At 68.9% G+C, this 15,633-nt stretch carries 9 protein-coding genes and 1 pseudogene; 3 read left to right on the top strand and 7 right to left on the bottom strand.

The window, feature by feature from the left end; translation table 11 throughout:
• Nucleotides 1-61 precede the first annotated feature (61 nt).
• From treZ to QZ772_RS06330, 6 genes and pseudogenes are all read right to left on the bottom strand, one after another.
• Nucleotides 62-1,972 (bottom strand): malto-oligosyltrehalose trehalohydrolase, encoded by a 1,911-nt coding sequence (treZ, locus tag QZ772_RS06355; RefSeq protein WP_295524096.1) that lies wholly within the window; start codon nucleotides 1,970-1,972, stop codon nucleotides 62-64.
• A 280-nt stretch (nucleotides 1,973-2,252) separates the two neighbouring features.
• Nucleotides 2,253-2,909 (bottom strand): annotated as a pseudogene (locus tag QZ772_RS06350) (hypothetical protein); the annotation flags it as partial.
• Complete coding sequence (treS, locus tag QZ772_RS06345; RefSeq protein ID WP_295524094.1) at nucleotides 2,906-6,259, bottom strand: maltose alpha-D-glucosyltransferase; 3,354 nt, start codon at nucleotides 6,257-6,259, stop codon at nucleotides 2,906-2,908. The gene treS and the pseudogene QZ772_RS06350, both read right to left, overlap by 4 nt.
• Nucleotides 6,260-6,293: 34 nt before the next feature.
• Nucleotides 6,294-8,360: an alpha-1,4-glucan--maltose-1-phosphate maltosyltransferase gene (locus QZ772_RS06340; protein ID WP_295524093.1), complete on the bottom strand. Its 2,067-nt coding sequence runs from the start codon at nucleotides 8,358-8,360 to the stop codon at nucleotides 6,294-6,296.
• Nucleotides 8,357-10,306, bottom strand: coding sequence for a 1,4-alpha-glucan branching protein GlgB (gene glgB, locus QZ772_RS06335; RefSeq protein WP_295524091.1), 1,950 nt, complete (start codon nucleotides 10,304-10,306; stop codon nucleotides 8,357-8,359). Before glgB ends, QZ772_RS06340 begins: the two co-directional genes overlap by 4 nt.
• A 177-nt stretch (nucleotides 10,307-10,483) precedes the next feature.
• Nucleotides 10,484-11,032: a DUF3455 domain-containing protein gene (locus QZ772_RS06330; protein WP_076511607.1), complete on the bottom strand. Its 549-nt coding sequence runs from the start codon at nucleotides 11,030-11,032 to the stop codon at nucleotides 10,484-10,486.
• 239 nt (nucleotides 11,033-11,271) lie between these two features.
• Between QZ772_RS06330 and QZ772_RS06325 the strand changes: the two genes are divergently transcribed.
• The 3 genes from QZ772_RS06325 (at nucleotide 11,272) to QZ772_RS06315 (ending at nucleotide 14,195) form a co-directional block, all read left to right on the top strand.
• A complete protein-coding gene (locus QZ772_RS06325; RefSeq protein WP_295524089.1) occupies nucleotides 11,272-11,850 on the top strand; it encodes a sigma-70 family RNA polymerase sigma factor in 579 nt (192 codons plus the stop codon).
• 43 nt (nucleotides 11,851-11,893) lie between these two features.
• A complete protein-coding gene (locus QZ772_RS06320) occupies nucleotides 11,894-12,643 on the top strand; it encodes an anti-sigma factor (RefSeq protein ID WP_295524088.1) in 750 nt (249 codons plus the stop codon).
• 985 nt (nucleotides 12,644-13,628) lie between these two features.
• Entirely contained in the window at nucleotides 13,629-14,195 is a 567-nt protein-coding gene (locus tag QZ772_RS06315; protein WP_295524086.1) for a fasciclin domain-containing protein, read from the top strand.
• Nucleotides 14,196-14,373: 178 nt separating this feature from the next.
• Here QZ772_RS06315 and QZ772_RS06310 read toward each other — a convergent pair.
• A partial coding sequence (locus QZ772_RS06310) for a putative inorganic carbon transporter subunit DabA (RefSeq protein WP_295524084.1) occupies nucleotides 14,374-15,633 on the bottom strand: 1,260 nt, incomplete at its 5' end.

Below are 15,633 nucleotides of genomic sequence, written 5' to 3'. Positions count from 1 at the left end.
GGTCAGAGGGTGCGAATGATCCGTCCTGGCCGGGCGGGCTTGGCGGATCGTTCACATCTTCTCAAGGCGCTTCGAACACGGAAATAGCGTCGTCGTCGTCGTCGAAGGAAGGCAGCTGCAGCAGGGCCGCACAGCCGCCGCCTGGCGACAGTGCCAGCAATGGCAGGCGCGGGCTGGGCCCCGGTGCCAGATGGCAGCCCCAGCTGTGGAACACACGGCCGGTGGGGGCGGCGCCCAGTTGCTCGGTGTCGCCCAGGTTGATCACCATCTGCAGCCAGCACAGACCGTCCGGCTGCGAGGGAACCATCTCCCACTGCAGGAAGAGCAGGTCGCCGGCCAGTTGCCAGCGGCCGCTGCCGGCCTTGGCCGGCAGATGCGGCACCACGCGGCGCTTGCGCACGGCCAGCAGCGTGCGCACCTCGTGCACGCGCTCGCGGTGGCCGGGCTGATCGCGCTCGGCCCAGTCGAGGCGGCTGGCCGTGAAGGTGCTCTCGGCATTGGGGTCGGGGATGCGCGCCCGCGCCTCGGCACTGGTGAATCCTTCGAACCGGCCGAACTCACGGCGGCGGCCGTCGGTCACGGCCTGGGCCAGTTCAGGGCCGAAGTCGCAGAAGTACAGGAAGGGCGCGCTGGCCGCCCATTCCTCGCCCATGAACATCAGCGGCACATGCGGCGACAGCAGCAGCGCCGCGCGCAGGGCCCGCAGCCGGTGGGCTGGCGCCAGCGCCTCGATGCGCTCGCCGAAGGCGCGGTTGCCGATCTGGTCGTGGTTCTGCAGGAAGGACACGAAGGCCGTGGGCGGCAGCGAATCGGCCGGCTCGCCGCGCGGATCGCCGTCGCGCATCACCGAAGGCTGGCCGGTGTAGATGAAGCCGCCCGCCAGCGATCGGCCGACCAGCGCCTTGGGTTCGCTGGCGTAGTCGAGGTAGTAGCCGTCGATCTCGCCGGTGGCCTGCACATGGGCCGCGTGGTGGAAGTCGTCGTTCCACTGCGCCGTGGCGTCGCGAGGACGGCCCTCGGCATCGCGGGTGAGCAGGTGCACATGGTTGTGTTCGTTCTCCAGCACCACATGCACCGCGCGCTCGCGGCCCGGCCCCTTGTGCAGGGCCTCGGTGATCTCGCGCACGATGTGCAGATCGGAGTCGTCGCGGATGGCATGCACCGCATCCATGCGCAGGCCGTCGAAGCGGAACTCCTCGATCCAGTACAGCGCGTTGTGCACGAAGAAGTCGCGCACCGGCCGCGCATGGTCGCCGTCGTAGTTGATGGCGGCGCCCCAGGGCGTCTGGTGCGCCGGGTTGAAGAACTGCGGGCAGTAGGCATGCAGGTAGTTGCCTTCGGGGCCGAAGTGGTTGTAGACCACGTCTAGCAGCACCATGAGGCCGAGGCCATGGGCTGCATCGACGAAGGCCTTGAGCGCCTCGGGCCGGCCGTACGAGGCCTCGGGCGCGAACTGCAACACGCCGTCGTAGCCCCAGCCGCGGGTGCCGGGAAAGTCGGCCACCGGCATCATCTCGATGGCCGTCACGCCCAGCGCGGCCAGCTCGGGCAGCTTCTTGCGGGCGGCGTCGAAGGTGCCTTCGGGCGTAAAACTGCCGATGTGCAGCTCGTAGACCACCGCCTCGCGCCAGGGCCGGCCCTGCCAGTCGTCGTCGTGCCATTCGTAGGCGGCAGGGGCCACCACGCGGCTCGGGCCATGGACGTCGTCGGGGTTGTGGCGCGACGCCGGGTCGGGCACCTTCAGGCCGTCGGGCAACACGAAGCGGTAGTCGTCGCCGGCCGCGGCCATGGGCACATCGCAGCCGAACCAGCCCTCGCTGCCGATCGCCTTCATGGGGTGGGTGGCCCAGGCAGCTCCGCGTGCGCGCCGCTCCAGAACCACCTCGGCCACGCCCGGCGCCCACAGGCGAAAACGAACGCCTCCGCCCTCCAGCACCGTGGCGCCGAAGGGCATCTTGTGCTCACGTCTCATCGTTCGCTTTCAGCTTTCCATGTCAAAGAGGGGGCGGCGGATCGACCGGTCGGCGCGGGATCAGCGGATCGTCCGCGCCGCGGGCCGAGGCGGGACGCGGCAGCGTCTCGCCATCCACCTGTGGCGCGGCCGGCGTTGGGGTGGTCTGCACTTCGGGCAGCGGGTCGAGCACCGTGGTGGCGGCGGCGGCATCGGCCGCAGCCGCCTGGGCCGCCGGCGACGAGGCCGCCACGGCGGCAGCCACGGCACTGCCGGTGCGCGGCGCGCCGTCGCCCTCCGGCGGCAGCCATTGCTGGATGTGCCGCGCTGCCCAGTCCTTGCCCGCCAGACCGAAGGCCAGGGCCAGCGCGAAGACGAAGCCGGCCAGGATCACCAGGAAGCTCTCGCGCACGATGTCGCCGCCGATGCGCAGGTGGTCGAGCGCGATCAGGATCACGAACACGAGGATGGCGTACTGCGCGATGCGCGAGAAGAAGGTCGCGTCGGGCATGCCCACGTTGCGGCCGTAGGTGCGCACGGCATCGCCCACGAAGCGCGCGAAGTAGGCGCCGAAGGCCAGCACCAGCAGCGCGACGAACACATTGGGTACGAACCAGATCACCCGTCCGAGCAGGTCGGTGATGTAGGTGAGCCCCAAACTGTTGAAGGCGATGATCAGCGCCGCCAGGATGACGGCCCAATAGGCCAGCAGTCCCACCAGGCCAGTGGTGTCCACCTTCACCCCGCCCTGGCGCAGGAAGCCGTCCAGCCCCGCCCGTTCGGTCAGCACCGGGAAGTTGACGGCCCGCAACGCCTTGGTGACGGCAAAGCGCACCACCTTCGCGATGAGCCAGCCGCCCACCAACACCAGGGCCGCGAACAGCAGTCGCGGCAGGAAGGCCGCGATCTGGTACAGGAAGGCCCGCAGGGGCAGCAGCTGCATGCTGAAGTCGTTCATGGTTGCTCACCTCCGCGTGAAGCATCGGATGTGCCCGGCGCGCGTGCCAGGGCCAGCAGCCCTTGCAGCGGCACCTGGGCCCAGTCGATGCGGTTGTTGAGTTCGTAGCGCAGTTCGTACAGGGCCTTGTCGATCTCGAAGAGCGACATCAGCGCCTCGTCCGGCGCCTCGGCGCCGGCATGGGCCAACGTGTCGCGGTAGCCGCCCAGGTAGGCAGTGCGCACGGCGGCTTCCCAGTCGGCGGCCACGGCATTCAGGCGCGCCAGCTCGTCCACGTTCTGCGCCACCCGCTTGAGGGCCGACCAGCGCGCGTAGTTGAACGAACGCAGCATGCCGGCCACGTCGCGCAGGGCCGGGCCCTTGGCGCGGCGCTCGTCGATGCTGCGGGCCGGCTCGCCTTCGAAGTCGATGAGGATGAAGTCGTTGCGCGAGACCAGCACCTGGCCCAGGTGGTAGTCGCCATGCAGCCGAGTCTTGATGCCGCCGGTGCCGACGCCGTCGAATGCCGCGATGCGCTCCAACAACTGCGACTGCCGCTCGATGAGCTGACGGGCGTCGCCCTGGGCGCCCTCGCCCAGCGTGGGCAGGCGCTCGGCCAGCAGGCTCATCGTGGCGCGTGCATCGTCGTGGGCGCGCAGGCGCAGCGCCTCGCGGTCCTCGGTGGTCAATGGCTCGGGCGCGAAGGCCGCGTCGTCGGCGGGCGCCGAAGCGAAGGCCAGATGCATCTCGGCCGTGCGCTGGCCCAGGAGCCGCATGAGCGTGAGGAAGGCGCCGTGGTCCACCTGTGCGGCCTCGGGTGCGGCCTGGTGTTCGGCCAGGGCCCGCTCCAGATAGGCCAGCGTGTAGTCCCAGGCGTCGCCCTGGTTGGGCACGAAAGCCTGCAGCAGGCCGAGCGTCATGACGGTGCCGTCGTTGCCGTGGTACTCGATGGCACCAGCCACCGGCACGCAGTTGGCAAATCGCACCGTCTCCGTGAGGAAGCGGCCGATCTCCAGCTCGGGATTGATGCCCGGCTGCACGCGGCGGTAGCACTTGAAGAAGAGCTGGTCGCCGAAGGTCAGCGCCGTGTTGCTGCTGGCCACGCTGGGCCGGCTGACGGGCAGCGCCTGGATGGCAGCGGCATCGACGCCCGTCAGGTCGCGGCTGCCGGTGAAGCGGATCTCGCCGCCGGTGGCCGGCAGCACCAGGCCCTGCGCCATCGCCACCGCCACGGCATGCGCGAAGGCGGGGTCGTACATGGCGTCACCCATCACGCCCACCTGCGCCTGCTGGCGCACCTTGGCGACGACGGCGGGGGCGTACTGCTTGATGGTCTCTTCGTCCAGCTCTTCCCAGGCGATGCCCAGCGGCATGAAGTAGCGGCCGCTGCCGCTACCCGCCTGCACGTCCAGCAGCGGCAGCACATAGGCGCGCTCGCCGCCGTCCCAGGCCGCGTGGTCCGCGATGCCCACGCGCTGGATCGGCTCGCCCTTGGCGGCGTACCAGCGCTGCACCTCCAGGTGGCGCGGCATGACGTCGACCTCGAACTGCTCGCGCAGCCGGTCGGCCATGCCGATGCGCCAGGGCATCACACGCTCGCGGAACAGGCTGGACCAGCCGTCGAACAGCACCAGCACTGGCCGGTCGCGCAGCTGCAGGCCTTCCTGGTGCCAGCTGGGCACGTCCACGTCGGTGGCCAGGCGGAACCAGAAGAAGCCGTACGAGGGCATCGTCAGCATGTACGGCAGCTCGCCGATGGGCGGGAAGGCGGTGCGGCCCAGCAGCTCCACCGGCACGCGGCCCTTGAAGGCGCTCAGGTCCAGCTCCACCGGCTGCGCGGCGCGCGAGAGGTTGAAGACGGTGAGGATGACCTCGCCCTCGTACTCGCTCAGGTAGGCCAGCACCTTGCGGTTGCCGGGCTTGAGGAAGGTCTTGCGGCCGCGCCCGAACGCGCGGCTGGTCTTGCGCACAGCCAGCATGCGGCGCGTCCAGTGCAGTAGGGAGCTCTGGTCGCGCAGCTGCGACTCGACGTTCACGGCCTCGTAGCCGTAGATCGGGTCCATGATGGGCTGCAGGTACAGCCGCTGCGGATCGGCCTTCGAGAAGCCGGCATTGCGCTCGTTGCTCCACTGCATGGGCGTGCGCACGCCGTTGCGGTCGCCGACGAACACGTTGTCGCCCATGCCGATCTCGTCGCCGTAGTAGATGATGGGCGAGCCGGGCATGGACAGCAGCATGCCGTTCATGAGCTTGATGCGGTCCTTGTCGTTGCCCATCAGCGGGGCCAGCCGGCGGCGGATGCCCAGGTTGATGCGCGCCTGCTTGTCCGCCGCGTACGTGCTGTACATGTAGTCGCGCTCGCGGTTGGTAACCATCTCGAGCGTCAGCTCGTCGTGGTTGCGCAAGAAGATCGCCCACTGGCAGCCTTCGGGGATGTCGGGGGTCTGCTGCAGGATCTCGACGATGGGGTCGCGGTCTTCCTGCGCGATGGCCATGTACATCCGCGGCATCAACGGGAAGTGATAGCACATGTGGCACTCGTCGCCGGTGCCGAAGTACTCGCGCACGTCCTCGGGCCACATGTTGGCCTCGGCCAGCAGGAAGCGGTTGGTGTAGTTGGCATCGATGGCGGCGCGCAGCTTCTTGATGACGTCGTGCGTCTCGGGCAGGTTCTCGTTGCTGGTGCCGTCGCGCTCGATCAGGTAGGGAATGGCGTCCAGCCGGAAGCCGTCCACGCCCATGTCCAGCCAGAAGCGCATGATGCCGAACACCGCCTCCAGCACTTCGGGGTTGTCGAAGTTGAGGTCGGGCTGGTGGCTGAAGAAACGGTGCCAGTAGTACTGCTTGGCCACCGGGTCCCAGGCCCAGTTGCTGGTCTCGGTGTCGGTGAAGATGATGCGCGTGCCCTGGTAGATCTGATCGGTGTCGCTCCAGACGTAGAAGTTGCGCTCGGGCGAGCCGGCCGGCGCATGGCGCGCACGCTGGAACCAGGGATGGTCGCTGGACGTGTGGTTGATCACCAGCTCGGTGATCACGCGCAGGCCACGGGCATGGGCCGCGTCCAGCATCTCCTTGAAGTCCTCCAGCGTGCCGTACTGCGGATTGACCGCACAGTACTCGCTGATGTCGTAGCCGTCGTCGCGCAGCGGCGAGGGATAGAAGGGCATCAGCCAGATGGTGTTGACGCCCAGCTCCTTCACGTAGTCCAGGCGCTCGGTCACGCCCTTGAAGTCGCCGATGCCGTCACCGTTGGTGTCGTTGAAGGCCTTGACGTTGAGCTGGTAGATGACCGCGTCGCGGTACCAGGTGGGATCCTCGGAGCTGTCGATCTCGACGTTCTCCAGAGCCAGGCGGGGTGCGGTCTGCGTCATGCGGCGCGCCTCCTCTTTCAGTGACTTGTTGCTGTTATTGGTAGTAGTCGAAGTCGCGCTCGCTGCGCGTCTTGCGCAGCAGTTGCATGACATGTGCCACGTTCACCGCCGGATCGAGGCGGATGTAATGCCGCCCGCCCTGCCACAGGAAGCGCTCGCCGCCCAGCAGGTCGTGCATCTGGAACCACTGGCCGGGCTCCACGCCCAGGCCGAGCGCCACCGGGTCGAAGTCCAGCATGCCCCACTGCGCGTGGTCCGGGTCGAGGTTGACCACGGTGACGATCACGTCCTGCCCGTCCGGCGACTGCTTGGCCCAGGCGATGAGCTGGGCGTTGTCGATGGGCAGGAAGGTCAGGCCGTCGTTGCGCTGCAGCGCGGGATGCGCGCGGCGGATGGCGTTGAGATGCGCGATGTAGGGTGCCAGGCTGTCCGGCCGGCCCAGGTCCCAGTGGCGAAGCTGGTATTTCTCGGAGTCGAGGTATTCCTCGCTGCCTTCGTTGCGCGGCAGATGCTCCTTCAGCTCGTAGGCCGGCCCGTAGATGCCGTAGCTCGCGCTCAGCATGGCGGCCAGCACCAGCCGCAGGCGGAACATGGCGTCCGAGCCGGTCTGCAGCTGCGCATGCAGGATGTCGGGCGTGTTGGGCCATACGTTGGGGCGGAAGTAGTCCAGCCCCGGACGGGTCGAGAGTTCGGTGAAGTACGACACCAGCTCCTGCTTGGTGTTGCGCCAGGTGAAGTAGGTGTACGACTGAGAGAAGCCCAGCTTGGCCAGCCGGTGCATCACCTTCGGGCGGGTGAAGGCCTCCGCCAGGAAGATGGCCTCCGGGTGCTCGCGCTTGACCTCCGTGATTGCCCACTCCCAGAAGGGGAAGGCCTTGGTGTGCGGGTTGTCCACGCGGAACACGGTCACGCCCTGGGCGATCCAGTGGTCCAGCACGCCCTTGAGGGCGACCCACATGCCCTGCCAATCCTCGCTCTCGAAGTTGAAGGGATAGATGTCCTGGTATTTCTTGGGCGGGTTCTCGGCGTACTGCACGGTGCCGTCGGGGCGCCACTTGAACCAGGCCGGATGTTCCTGGACCCAGGGGTGGTCGGGGGCGCACTGGAAGGCGATGTCCAGCGCGATCTCCAGCCCATGGCCGCGGGCCGTCTTGACCAGCGCGCGGAAGTCCTCGTGCGTCCCAAGGGCAGGCAGGATCGCGTCGTGGCCGCCCTCCTCCGCGCCGATGGCCCAGGGGCTGCCGACGTCGCCCTCCTCCGTCACCAGCGCGTTGTTGCGGCCCTTGCGCTGCATCCGGCCCACCGGGTGGATGGGCGGGAAGTACAGCACGTCGAAGCCCATCTTCGCGATGCCGGGCAGCAGCGCCTGCACATCGGCGAAGGTGCCATGGCGGCCGGGCTCGGGCGAAGCGGAGCGGGGAAAGAGCTCGTACCAGGTCGAGTAGCGGGCCAGCGCCCGGTCCGCCACCAGGGGAAAGCCGGGCTTGAGCGCCGTGGCATGCCTGCGGTCGGGATAGCGGCGAACGATGGCCGCCAAGCCCTCGTCCAGGGCATGGGCCTTGAGCAGGGCGGCATCCTCGCTCGCGTCGGCCGCGCGGGCCTCCAGCGCATGCGCCCATCCCTGCAGGCGCGTGGCGTCCTGCGACTGGCCGGCCTCGCGCGCCCTGCCGGCGGCGGCCAGGATCTCGGCCGCGCCCACGCGGGCCGCGATGCGGATGTCCGCGGCGTCCACGCGCCGCTCCAGTTCGTGATGCCACGACTCGAAGGCATCGACCCACGCCTCGACTGTGTAGCGGTAGCGGCCCGGCACCGGCGGCACGAAGCGCGCATGCCATTCGTCGTTCCACTTGAGCGCCATCTCCACCTCGGTCCAGGTGGTGTCGCCCTCGCGCTGCCAGTGCAGCATCACGCGCAGCATGTCATGGCCTTCGGCGAAGCAGTGCGCCTCGACCGCGAAGGGCTCGCCGGCGACGCACTTGGCGGCGAAGCGGCCGTTGTCCACGCAGGGCAGCACCGCATCGATGACGGCACGCTGCCGGCCGTCTTCGAGACCGATGGGATGCACCAGGGGCTGGGCGCTGAGCAGAACGGGAGCGCTCATCGGACAGGACCTTTCTCGAGAACACCGGAGACGTCGGAGACATCGGGCGACAGCGGCGCCCGCAGGTAGAGCGTGGACAGGGGGGGCACCGCCAGCACCAGCGACTGGGCCTGGCCGTGCGAGGGCACCGGCACCGTCTGGACGCCGCCCAGGTTGCCCCAGCCGCTGCCGTCGAACTCCTGTGCATCGCTGTTGATGAGTTCGGTCCAGTTGCCGGCCACCGGCACGCCCACCCGCAGGCCCGGGCGGGGCACGGGCGTCATGTTGCAGATCACGAGCACCGGCGCACCACCGCCCTGCGGCTTGCGCAGGAACATGTAGAGGCTGCGGTCCGAATCGTCGGCCTCGAGCCACTGGAAGCCGGCGGGGTCGAAGTCGAGCTGATGCAGGGCCGGCTCTTCGCGCAGCACGCGGTTGAGTTGGCGCACGAACTGCTGCACGCCGCGGTGGCCCCACTGGTCGCTGACCCACCATTCCAGCTCGCCCTCGTGCGTCCATTCGCGCCGCTGGCCGAACTCGCCACCCATGAAGAGCAGCTTCTTGCCGGGGTGCGCCCACATGTAGCCGAAGAAGGCCCGCAGGTTGGCGAACTGCTGCCATTCATCGCCGGGCATCTTGCCGATCAGCGAGCCCTTGCCATAGACCACCTCGTCGTGCGAGAGCGGGAGCACGAAGTTCTCGGTGAAGGCATACACCAGCGAGAAGGTGAGGCGGTGGTGGTGGTAGCGGCGGTAGACCGGGTCGTCGTGCACGTAGTCGAGCGTGTCGTGCATCCAGCCCATGTTCCACTTCATGCCGAAGCCCAGCCCGCCCATCTCGATGGGCCGCGACACGTTGGGCCACGCGGTCGATTCCTCGGCCACGGTGAAGGTGTCGGAATGCTCGCGGTAGACGGCGCGGTTGAGGTCTTGCAGGAGGGACACCGCCTCCAGGTTCTCGCGTCCACCATGCACGTTGGGGATCCATTCGCCCGGCTGCCGCGCGTAGTCCAGGTAAAGCATCGAGGCCACAGCGTCCACGCGGATGCCGTCGATGTGGAAGCGGTCCAGCCAGTAGAGCGCCGACGAGATCAGGAAGGCGCGCACTTCGTTGCGGCCGTAGTTGAAGATGGCCGAGTTCCATTCCGGATGGAAACCCTGCCGTGCATCCGCATGCTCATAGAGGTGCGTGCCGTCGAACTCGGCCAGGCCGTGCGCGTCGGTGGGAAAGTGCGAGGGCACCCAGTCCAGGATGACGCCGATGCCCTGCTGGTGCAGGTGATCGACGAAGTACATGAAGTCCTCGGGCGAGCCGTAGCGTGCCGTCGGCGCAAAGTAACCGGTGGTCTGGTAGCCCCAGGAGCCATAGAAGGGATGCTCGGTGACCGGCATCAGCTCCACGTGCGTGAAGCCCATCCAGCCCACATATTCGCCCACGGCATGCGCCAGCTCGCGGTAGCCCATGAACTGGCCGTCGCGCCGGCGCCAGGAGCCCATGTGCAACTCGTAGGTGCTCATGGGCGCGTCGAGGGCGTTGCGCGCTGCGCGGCCCTTCATCCAGGCGGCGTCGCCCCATTCATGCGCGCCGGCCCAGATGCGTGAGCCGGTGGCCGGAGGCAGTTCGGCACTGAAGGCGAAGGGGTCGGCCTTCTCGCCGACATAGCGGCCATCGGGGCCCCAGATGCGGTACTTGTAGGCCTGACCGGGTTTGGCCGGGATGCCCTCACATTCCCACACGCCGCTGCCGTCGGGGCGAACCTGCAACCGGTCGGCTTCGTCGTTCCAGCCGTTCCAGTCACCGATGACGCTGACACGGCTGGCGTTCGGAGCCCAGACGGCAAAACGGAAGCCATGGCTTCCGTCGGGGTGCGCGCCTAGGCGCTCGTACAGCCGCGCATGGCTGCCCTCCCGCAAGAGGTGCACGTCCAGGGGGCCGAATCGGGAGGATGGAGCAGAGGCTGAGGACATGATGCCGGGGGGCGTGAAGGTCAACGAAGGTTGTACCCCGCCAGCAGGAAGGAGGCCGGACGGCAAAGCCGCGGTGCCTTGTCGGACGGATGCCCACGTCCTGCCCGAACAACACGGGGGGTCCGGCCGCCGCCCCGTCTTGTGACCCTCTCCCGCAAGGGGAGAGGGAAATGTGCCTTACATCGTCGGCTTGTAGAAGATGTAGTCGGCCTGGTAGTTGACAACCTGCTTCTGGCCCAGGGTCGCCTGGCCGCAGGGCATCATGGGTGCGACGCCGCCCTTGGTGGCCACGCGCTGGATGTAGCTCACGCCCTGCATGGCGCCCATGCCCATCGCCGGGTTGGCCTTGACCAGCTGCAGCGGGATGTTGCCGGCACCGCCCGGCGCGACGGCGACCTGCGTGGCGGTGACCTTGGAGCCGTCCATGCTCTCCCAGGTGGCGGGCGGGCCGTAGTAACGGCCGATGGCCTTGCCGCTGCGGTCCATCAGGCGGGCGTCGGGGCCCACGAAGAACCATTCGAACTGGCCGGCCATGTCGGCCTTGGCACGGCATTCGTAGGTGATGGTGCCGGCGCCCACCGTCTCGAGGGCCACGCGTTGGCCGGCCGGGACCTGCACCGGTGCGGGCAGGCTGGCCTGGGAGTACGGGGCCGGCATGGGCGCGGTGGCACAGGCGGACAGAAGGACGGCGGCGGCCACGGTGGCCAGGGGGGCGGTCATGCGCATGGAATGCTCCTTTCGATGGGCAGCAACAGGGTTGAGGTTCAGGGGTGGCAGTCGGCGGTCGCCCTCCGCGACCTGTCCTTGCTGCCTGCCCCTCCTCGACTTACGGCGGCTGCCATGGTGCGGATGCATACCCTGCGAAAGTTGAAGGATTTGTGAATTCGACGGCGGCAGCGACCCGCATCCGTCCGGTCGTGGCGTGCGTACCCGACGGATGGCCGCCGCTCCAGCACAATCCCCTGATGCCTTTTGCCACGACGCCCGACGACGAGCTGCTGCGTCTGCTCGACCGTGTCGCCCGCCGCGACGCCTCCGCCCTCCAGGTGCTGTACGAACGCACCTCGTCCCGGCTCTTCGGCCTCGCGATGCGCGTGGTGCGGCAGCACGAGTGGGCAGAGGACGTCTTGCAGGAGGCCTTCCTCACCATCTGGCGCTCGGCGCCCGACTACCGCGCGACGCTCAGCCCGCCGATGGCCTGGATGTCGCTGATCGTGCGCAGCCGGGCACTCGACCTGCTGCGCCGCCAGACCAGCCAGGGCAGCGACGTGACGCAGGAGTTCAGCGAGACGCTGGCCGACACCCTGCCCGCGGCCGAACCCGGTCCGCAGGAGCTGGCCGATGCGAGCGAGCAGGCCTGGCTCCTGCACCAGTGCCTGCAGCAATTGCCCAATGCCCAGCGCGAGGCCTTGTCGCTGGCCTATCTGCGCGACCTGAGCCACAGCGAACTGGCCGCCAGACTGGCGCAGCCGCTGGGCACCATCAAGACCTGGATCCGGCGCGGGCTGGAAAAGCTGCGCGGCTGCATGGAGCAGGCGTCATGACCCGGCCTCGTCCTTCCACCGCCAACGGCCCGAGGAGACTCTCATGAACATCGCCGCCAATGCCCGCCTGCTGGCCCTGTTGTCGGCCGCCCATGCCCTGGGCACTCTGCGCGGCGGCGCACGCCGACGCTTCGAGGCCCTGGCCCGCGAGCAGCCCGCCGTGCGGGCGAGCGCGCTGCTGTGGCGCGAGCGGCTCACGGGCTTCGTCGAACTCGCGCCCGCGGTGAACCCGCCCGCCGCGGTGTGGACCCGCATCCGCAACCTGGTCGACGCCGACCTGCAGGAGAGCCGTCTGGCCCAGCAGAAGGCGGCATCGACGCCGCCGGCCCGCACCACCGGCTGGTGGGGAAGCCTGGCGATATGGCGCGGGGCCTCGGCCGCGGGCCTGGCGGCCACGGTGCTGGCGGGCGTGATCGGCCTGCAGTTCTGGCATCAGGCGCGCGAGGCGCAGCAGGTGAAGTACGTGGCTGTGCTGAACGACGACCGTTCGGCCGCCTCGATGCTGGTGACCTTCGATGCGAAGCACCGTCAGCTCACGCTGCAGCGGGTGGGCGACTTCAACGTGGCGCCGGACCGGTCGCTGCAACTGTGGGCCCTGCCGCCCGGGCGCACGCCGCAGTCGCTGGGGGTGGTGGATTCGCCCGCGGGCATGCGCCTGGCGGCCAGCGCACAGATGCTGCAGCAGGCACCGGCGCTTGCGGTCAGCCTGGAACCCAAGGGCGGCGTGCCCGGCGACCGTGGGCCGACGGGGCCGGTGCTGTTCCATGGGGCGTTGATCGAGAAGACGCTGTGATGGGGTTCGTTGCGGTGCTTGGGTAGATGGGGTCGGGCGGCACCTGAGTCGCTTGCGGTTCTGCGCGTGTCGCTGCTGTGCCGCTAACCGGCAGAGGACGCCGGCCTGCGCGCTCCCGGCGCACGCTCGCGCTGACCGGCTTGCCTTGCCAGATGAGTGCTCGCCCTCCACCGACATGGTTGGGGCACTGCACGGCGCCGCGAATGGCACCTCCGCACGCACACCGGCGCCCTCCGCCTCGACGCTGCGCGCGAACCCTTTCTTTTCCGGGTCGTGGGGTTTGGGCCCAGGCGCCACGCAGGGGAGCCGGCCCTAGATTGTTCAGGCCGGGCCAACCGACTAACTTCAAGCCCAGCCTACCGACCACCGTTCGGGCTGAGCCTGTCGAAGCCCCACCCCATGGGGGTTGTGATGCATCGATCGGGGGAACATCGGGCATCGCGAACGGCGCCGTTCCGCCCTTCGACAGGCTCAGGACGAACGGATTGGAAAGCCCTGAGCACCAAACCCGGCGGTTCTGGCCGAACGGATTTGAAAGCCTTGAGCGCCAAACACGGCCGTTCGGACACACCGTCGAGGCGGAGGGCGCCGGTGTGCGTGCGGAGGTGCTATTCGCGGCGCCGCGCAGTGCCGAAAGCACGTCGGTGGAGGGCGAGCACATCACTCGTGCAACAAGTCGGTCAGCGCGAGCGTGCACCGGGAGCGCGCATGCCGGTGCCCTCTGCCGCTTCGCGGCGCAGCACTTGCGCCCCATCAACCAACGCAAGCGAAAGCCCATTCCAGAGCGCTCAACAGGACAGCACAGCACAGCACAGCACCTGCGAACGCCAACGTGCACCCGCAGTTCGCGCGCGTCTACGCAAAAGGACGCGCGCCGGATGCATTCCCCGACGCCGTACAGGCCGATGCCATCCAGCCTTGCCACAGGCCCGTATCTGGAGAGCCTGCCGCATATCCGGCGGTACAACAGCCCAAGGAGCCTTGCATGACTTTCTCGAAGAAGACCACCCGCATCCTCGCCGCCACCCTCACCGCCTTCGCACTCGGCGGTGCCGCCATCGGCGCATCGGCCCAGGTGACGGTGGGCGGCGCCCCGATGTACGCCACCAAGGACATCATCGACAACGCCGTCAACTCCAAGGACCACACCACGCTGGTCGCCGCCGTCAAGGCCGCCGGCCTGGTCGACACCCTCAAGGGCCCGGGCCCCTTCACCGTCTTCGCGCCCACCAATGCGGCCTTCGCGGCCCTGCCCGCCGGCACCGTCGACACGCTGCTCAAGCCCGAGAACAAGGGCCAGCTGACGACCATCCTGACCTACCACGTCGTGCCCGGCAAGGTGGACTCGGCAGCCCTCGTGAAGATGATCGACGACGGCAAGGGCCAGGCCATGCTCAAGACCGTGGCGGGCGGCAGCCTCAAGGCCACGCGCAGCGGCAGCACCGTGAAGATCACCGACGAGAAGGGCGGCTCGGCCGACGTGACCATCGCCGATGTCTACCAGTCCAATGGCGTGATCCACGTCGTCGACAAGGTCCTGCTGCCCAAGTAACGAAGGCGCAGAACGGTCCGTTACCTTTGCGTGCGGACCGTCAGGTGCCACTCAGGGCACCCCGACATACTTCGTTCTCGGCAGTCCGATCTTCTCCGACTCTTGCTTCCCCTCCACACCCGGACTGTCTTGGGGCCCGCTTTACGGCGGGCCCTTTTTCTTTTGTGCGTCCGTGCCTTCAGGCCAGCATGTGCCACTGGCCTTGCGCCAGACGCTGCAAGGCCTGGCCCTCGAAGCGCCACAGATGCAGCCAGCCATTGGCCAGCAGGTCGCGCACCACGGCATGCCCGGCGATCACCGCATCGATGGCCGCCCGCGGCGCGTCGATGACCACGGTGAGCCGCAGCGGCTCATGCACCCAGCGCTGGCCATCGTGCAGCGACTGACGCGACAGGCCGATGCGCAGGTCGCCGCCATTGCCTTCGAACACTCCCAGCGTGCCGCCCACCACGTTGTGCAGAAGCTTGTTGCCGCTGCCCAGCCGCACGGGGTCGCAGGTGGAGGCGTGGTACTGCCAGTTGATCCAGTGCGTGACCAGCATGGGCGCGGTCATCAGCTGGGTCAGCAGTTGGCCTTGCGGGTCCTGCGCGGCGTCGTAGTCGTGCAGGAAGACACGCCCGCCCAGGTCCACGTTCCGGCTGCGATGGCGTGGTGCGATCAGGAAGGCGGCATTGCCCGCGAGACCCCACTCCGGACGCGTCTGCGCCCCATCGTTGGCGCGGCGGCGCAGCTGACGACGCAGCACCTCTGCCGGCGCCTTCGGATCCAGGCCCAGGCGCGGTACGCGCTCGCGGCGCACCTGGTCCGCGGCGGCCTCGATGACGGGCTGCAGCCGGTCCCAGCGGGTGCGGGCGTCGGGCGGGAGCCGGTCGAGGTCGAAGCCCTCGATCTCGTCGGTCGAGGTGTTGTGCAGCGCGGCCACGAACACGGTGGCCGCGGGCACGTCGATGCCCTGCGCCTTCAGGCCGTCGCGCACGGCTGCATCGTTGAGCAGCTGCGCCAAGCTGCGCGCATTGACCTCGCCGGTCTGGCCGCAGCACGCCCCACAGTCGAGCGCCGCTGCATGCGCGTTGTTGGCCGATTGGCTGCCATGGCCCACCAGCAGCACCAGGGGCGCGAGCCCACGCACGAGGCCCATGGACTGCAGCACCCGCGCCGCCAGCGCCACGCGTGCGTCGGCATCCAGGCCCAGCAGCTGCGGCCGGCACACCGAACGGTAGCGCGCGGGCAGGCCATCGAGGTCGTCGCGCGCGCGTTCCTGCACACCCGGCCGCAGCCAGCGGCCCAGCCGGCCCAGATAGCCCAGGCCCGCGGCCTCGACGAAGGAGAAGGCCGCGCCCGGCCAGCGGCTGGCGGCGTGCCATTGGTCGCCCATCGCAAAACGATGCTGCCGGGCCTGCGCGACCTGCTGCTGCAACGACGGGTCGGCGTCCGCGTC

Source organism: uncultured Pseudacidovorax sp., assembly GCF_913773995.1.
Taxonomy (GTDB): domain Bacteria; phylum Pseudomonadota; class Gammaproteobacteria; order Burkholderiales; family Burkholderiaceae_C; genus Xenophilus.
The sequence above is the reverse complement of the archived record's forward strand: the minus strand, read 5'-3'. Positions and strand labels throughout refer to the sequence as shown.

Coding starts and splice junctions, on each gene's coding strand:
- treZ (WP_295524096.1), bottom strand. CDS start 1,972: ATGAGACGTGAGCACAAGATGCCCTTCGGCGCCACGGTGCTGGAGGGC.
- treS (WP_295524094.1), bottom strand. CDS start 6,259: ATGACGCAGACCGCACCCCGCCTGGCTCTGGAGAACGTCGAGATCGAC.
- QZ772_RS06340 (WP_295524093.1), bottom strand. CDS start 8,360: ATGAGCGCTCCCGTTCTGCTCAGCGCCCAGCCCCTGGTGCATCCCATC.
- glgB (WP_295524091.1), bottom strand. CDS start 10,306: ATGTCCTCAGCCTCTGCTCCATCCTCCCGATTCGGCCCCCTGGACGTG.
- QZ772_RS06330 (WP_076511607.1), bottom strand. CDS start 11,032: ATGCGCATGACCGCCCCCCTGGCCACCGTGGCCGCCGCCGTCCTTCTG.
- QZ772_RS06325 (WP_295524089.1), top strand. CDS start 11,272: ATGCCTTTTGCCACGACGCCCGACGACGAGCTGCTGCGTCTGCTCGAC.
- QZ772_RS06320 (WP_295524088.1), top strand. CDS start 11,894: ATGAACATCGCCGCCAATGCCCGCCTGCTGGCCCTGTTGTCGGCCGCC.
- QZ772_RS06315 (WP_295524086.1), top strand. CDS start 13,629: ATGACTTTCTCGAAGAAGACCACCCGCATCCTCGCCGCCACCCTCACC.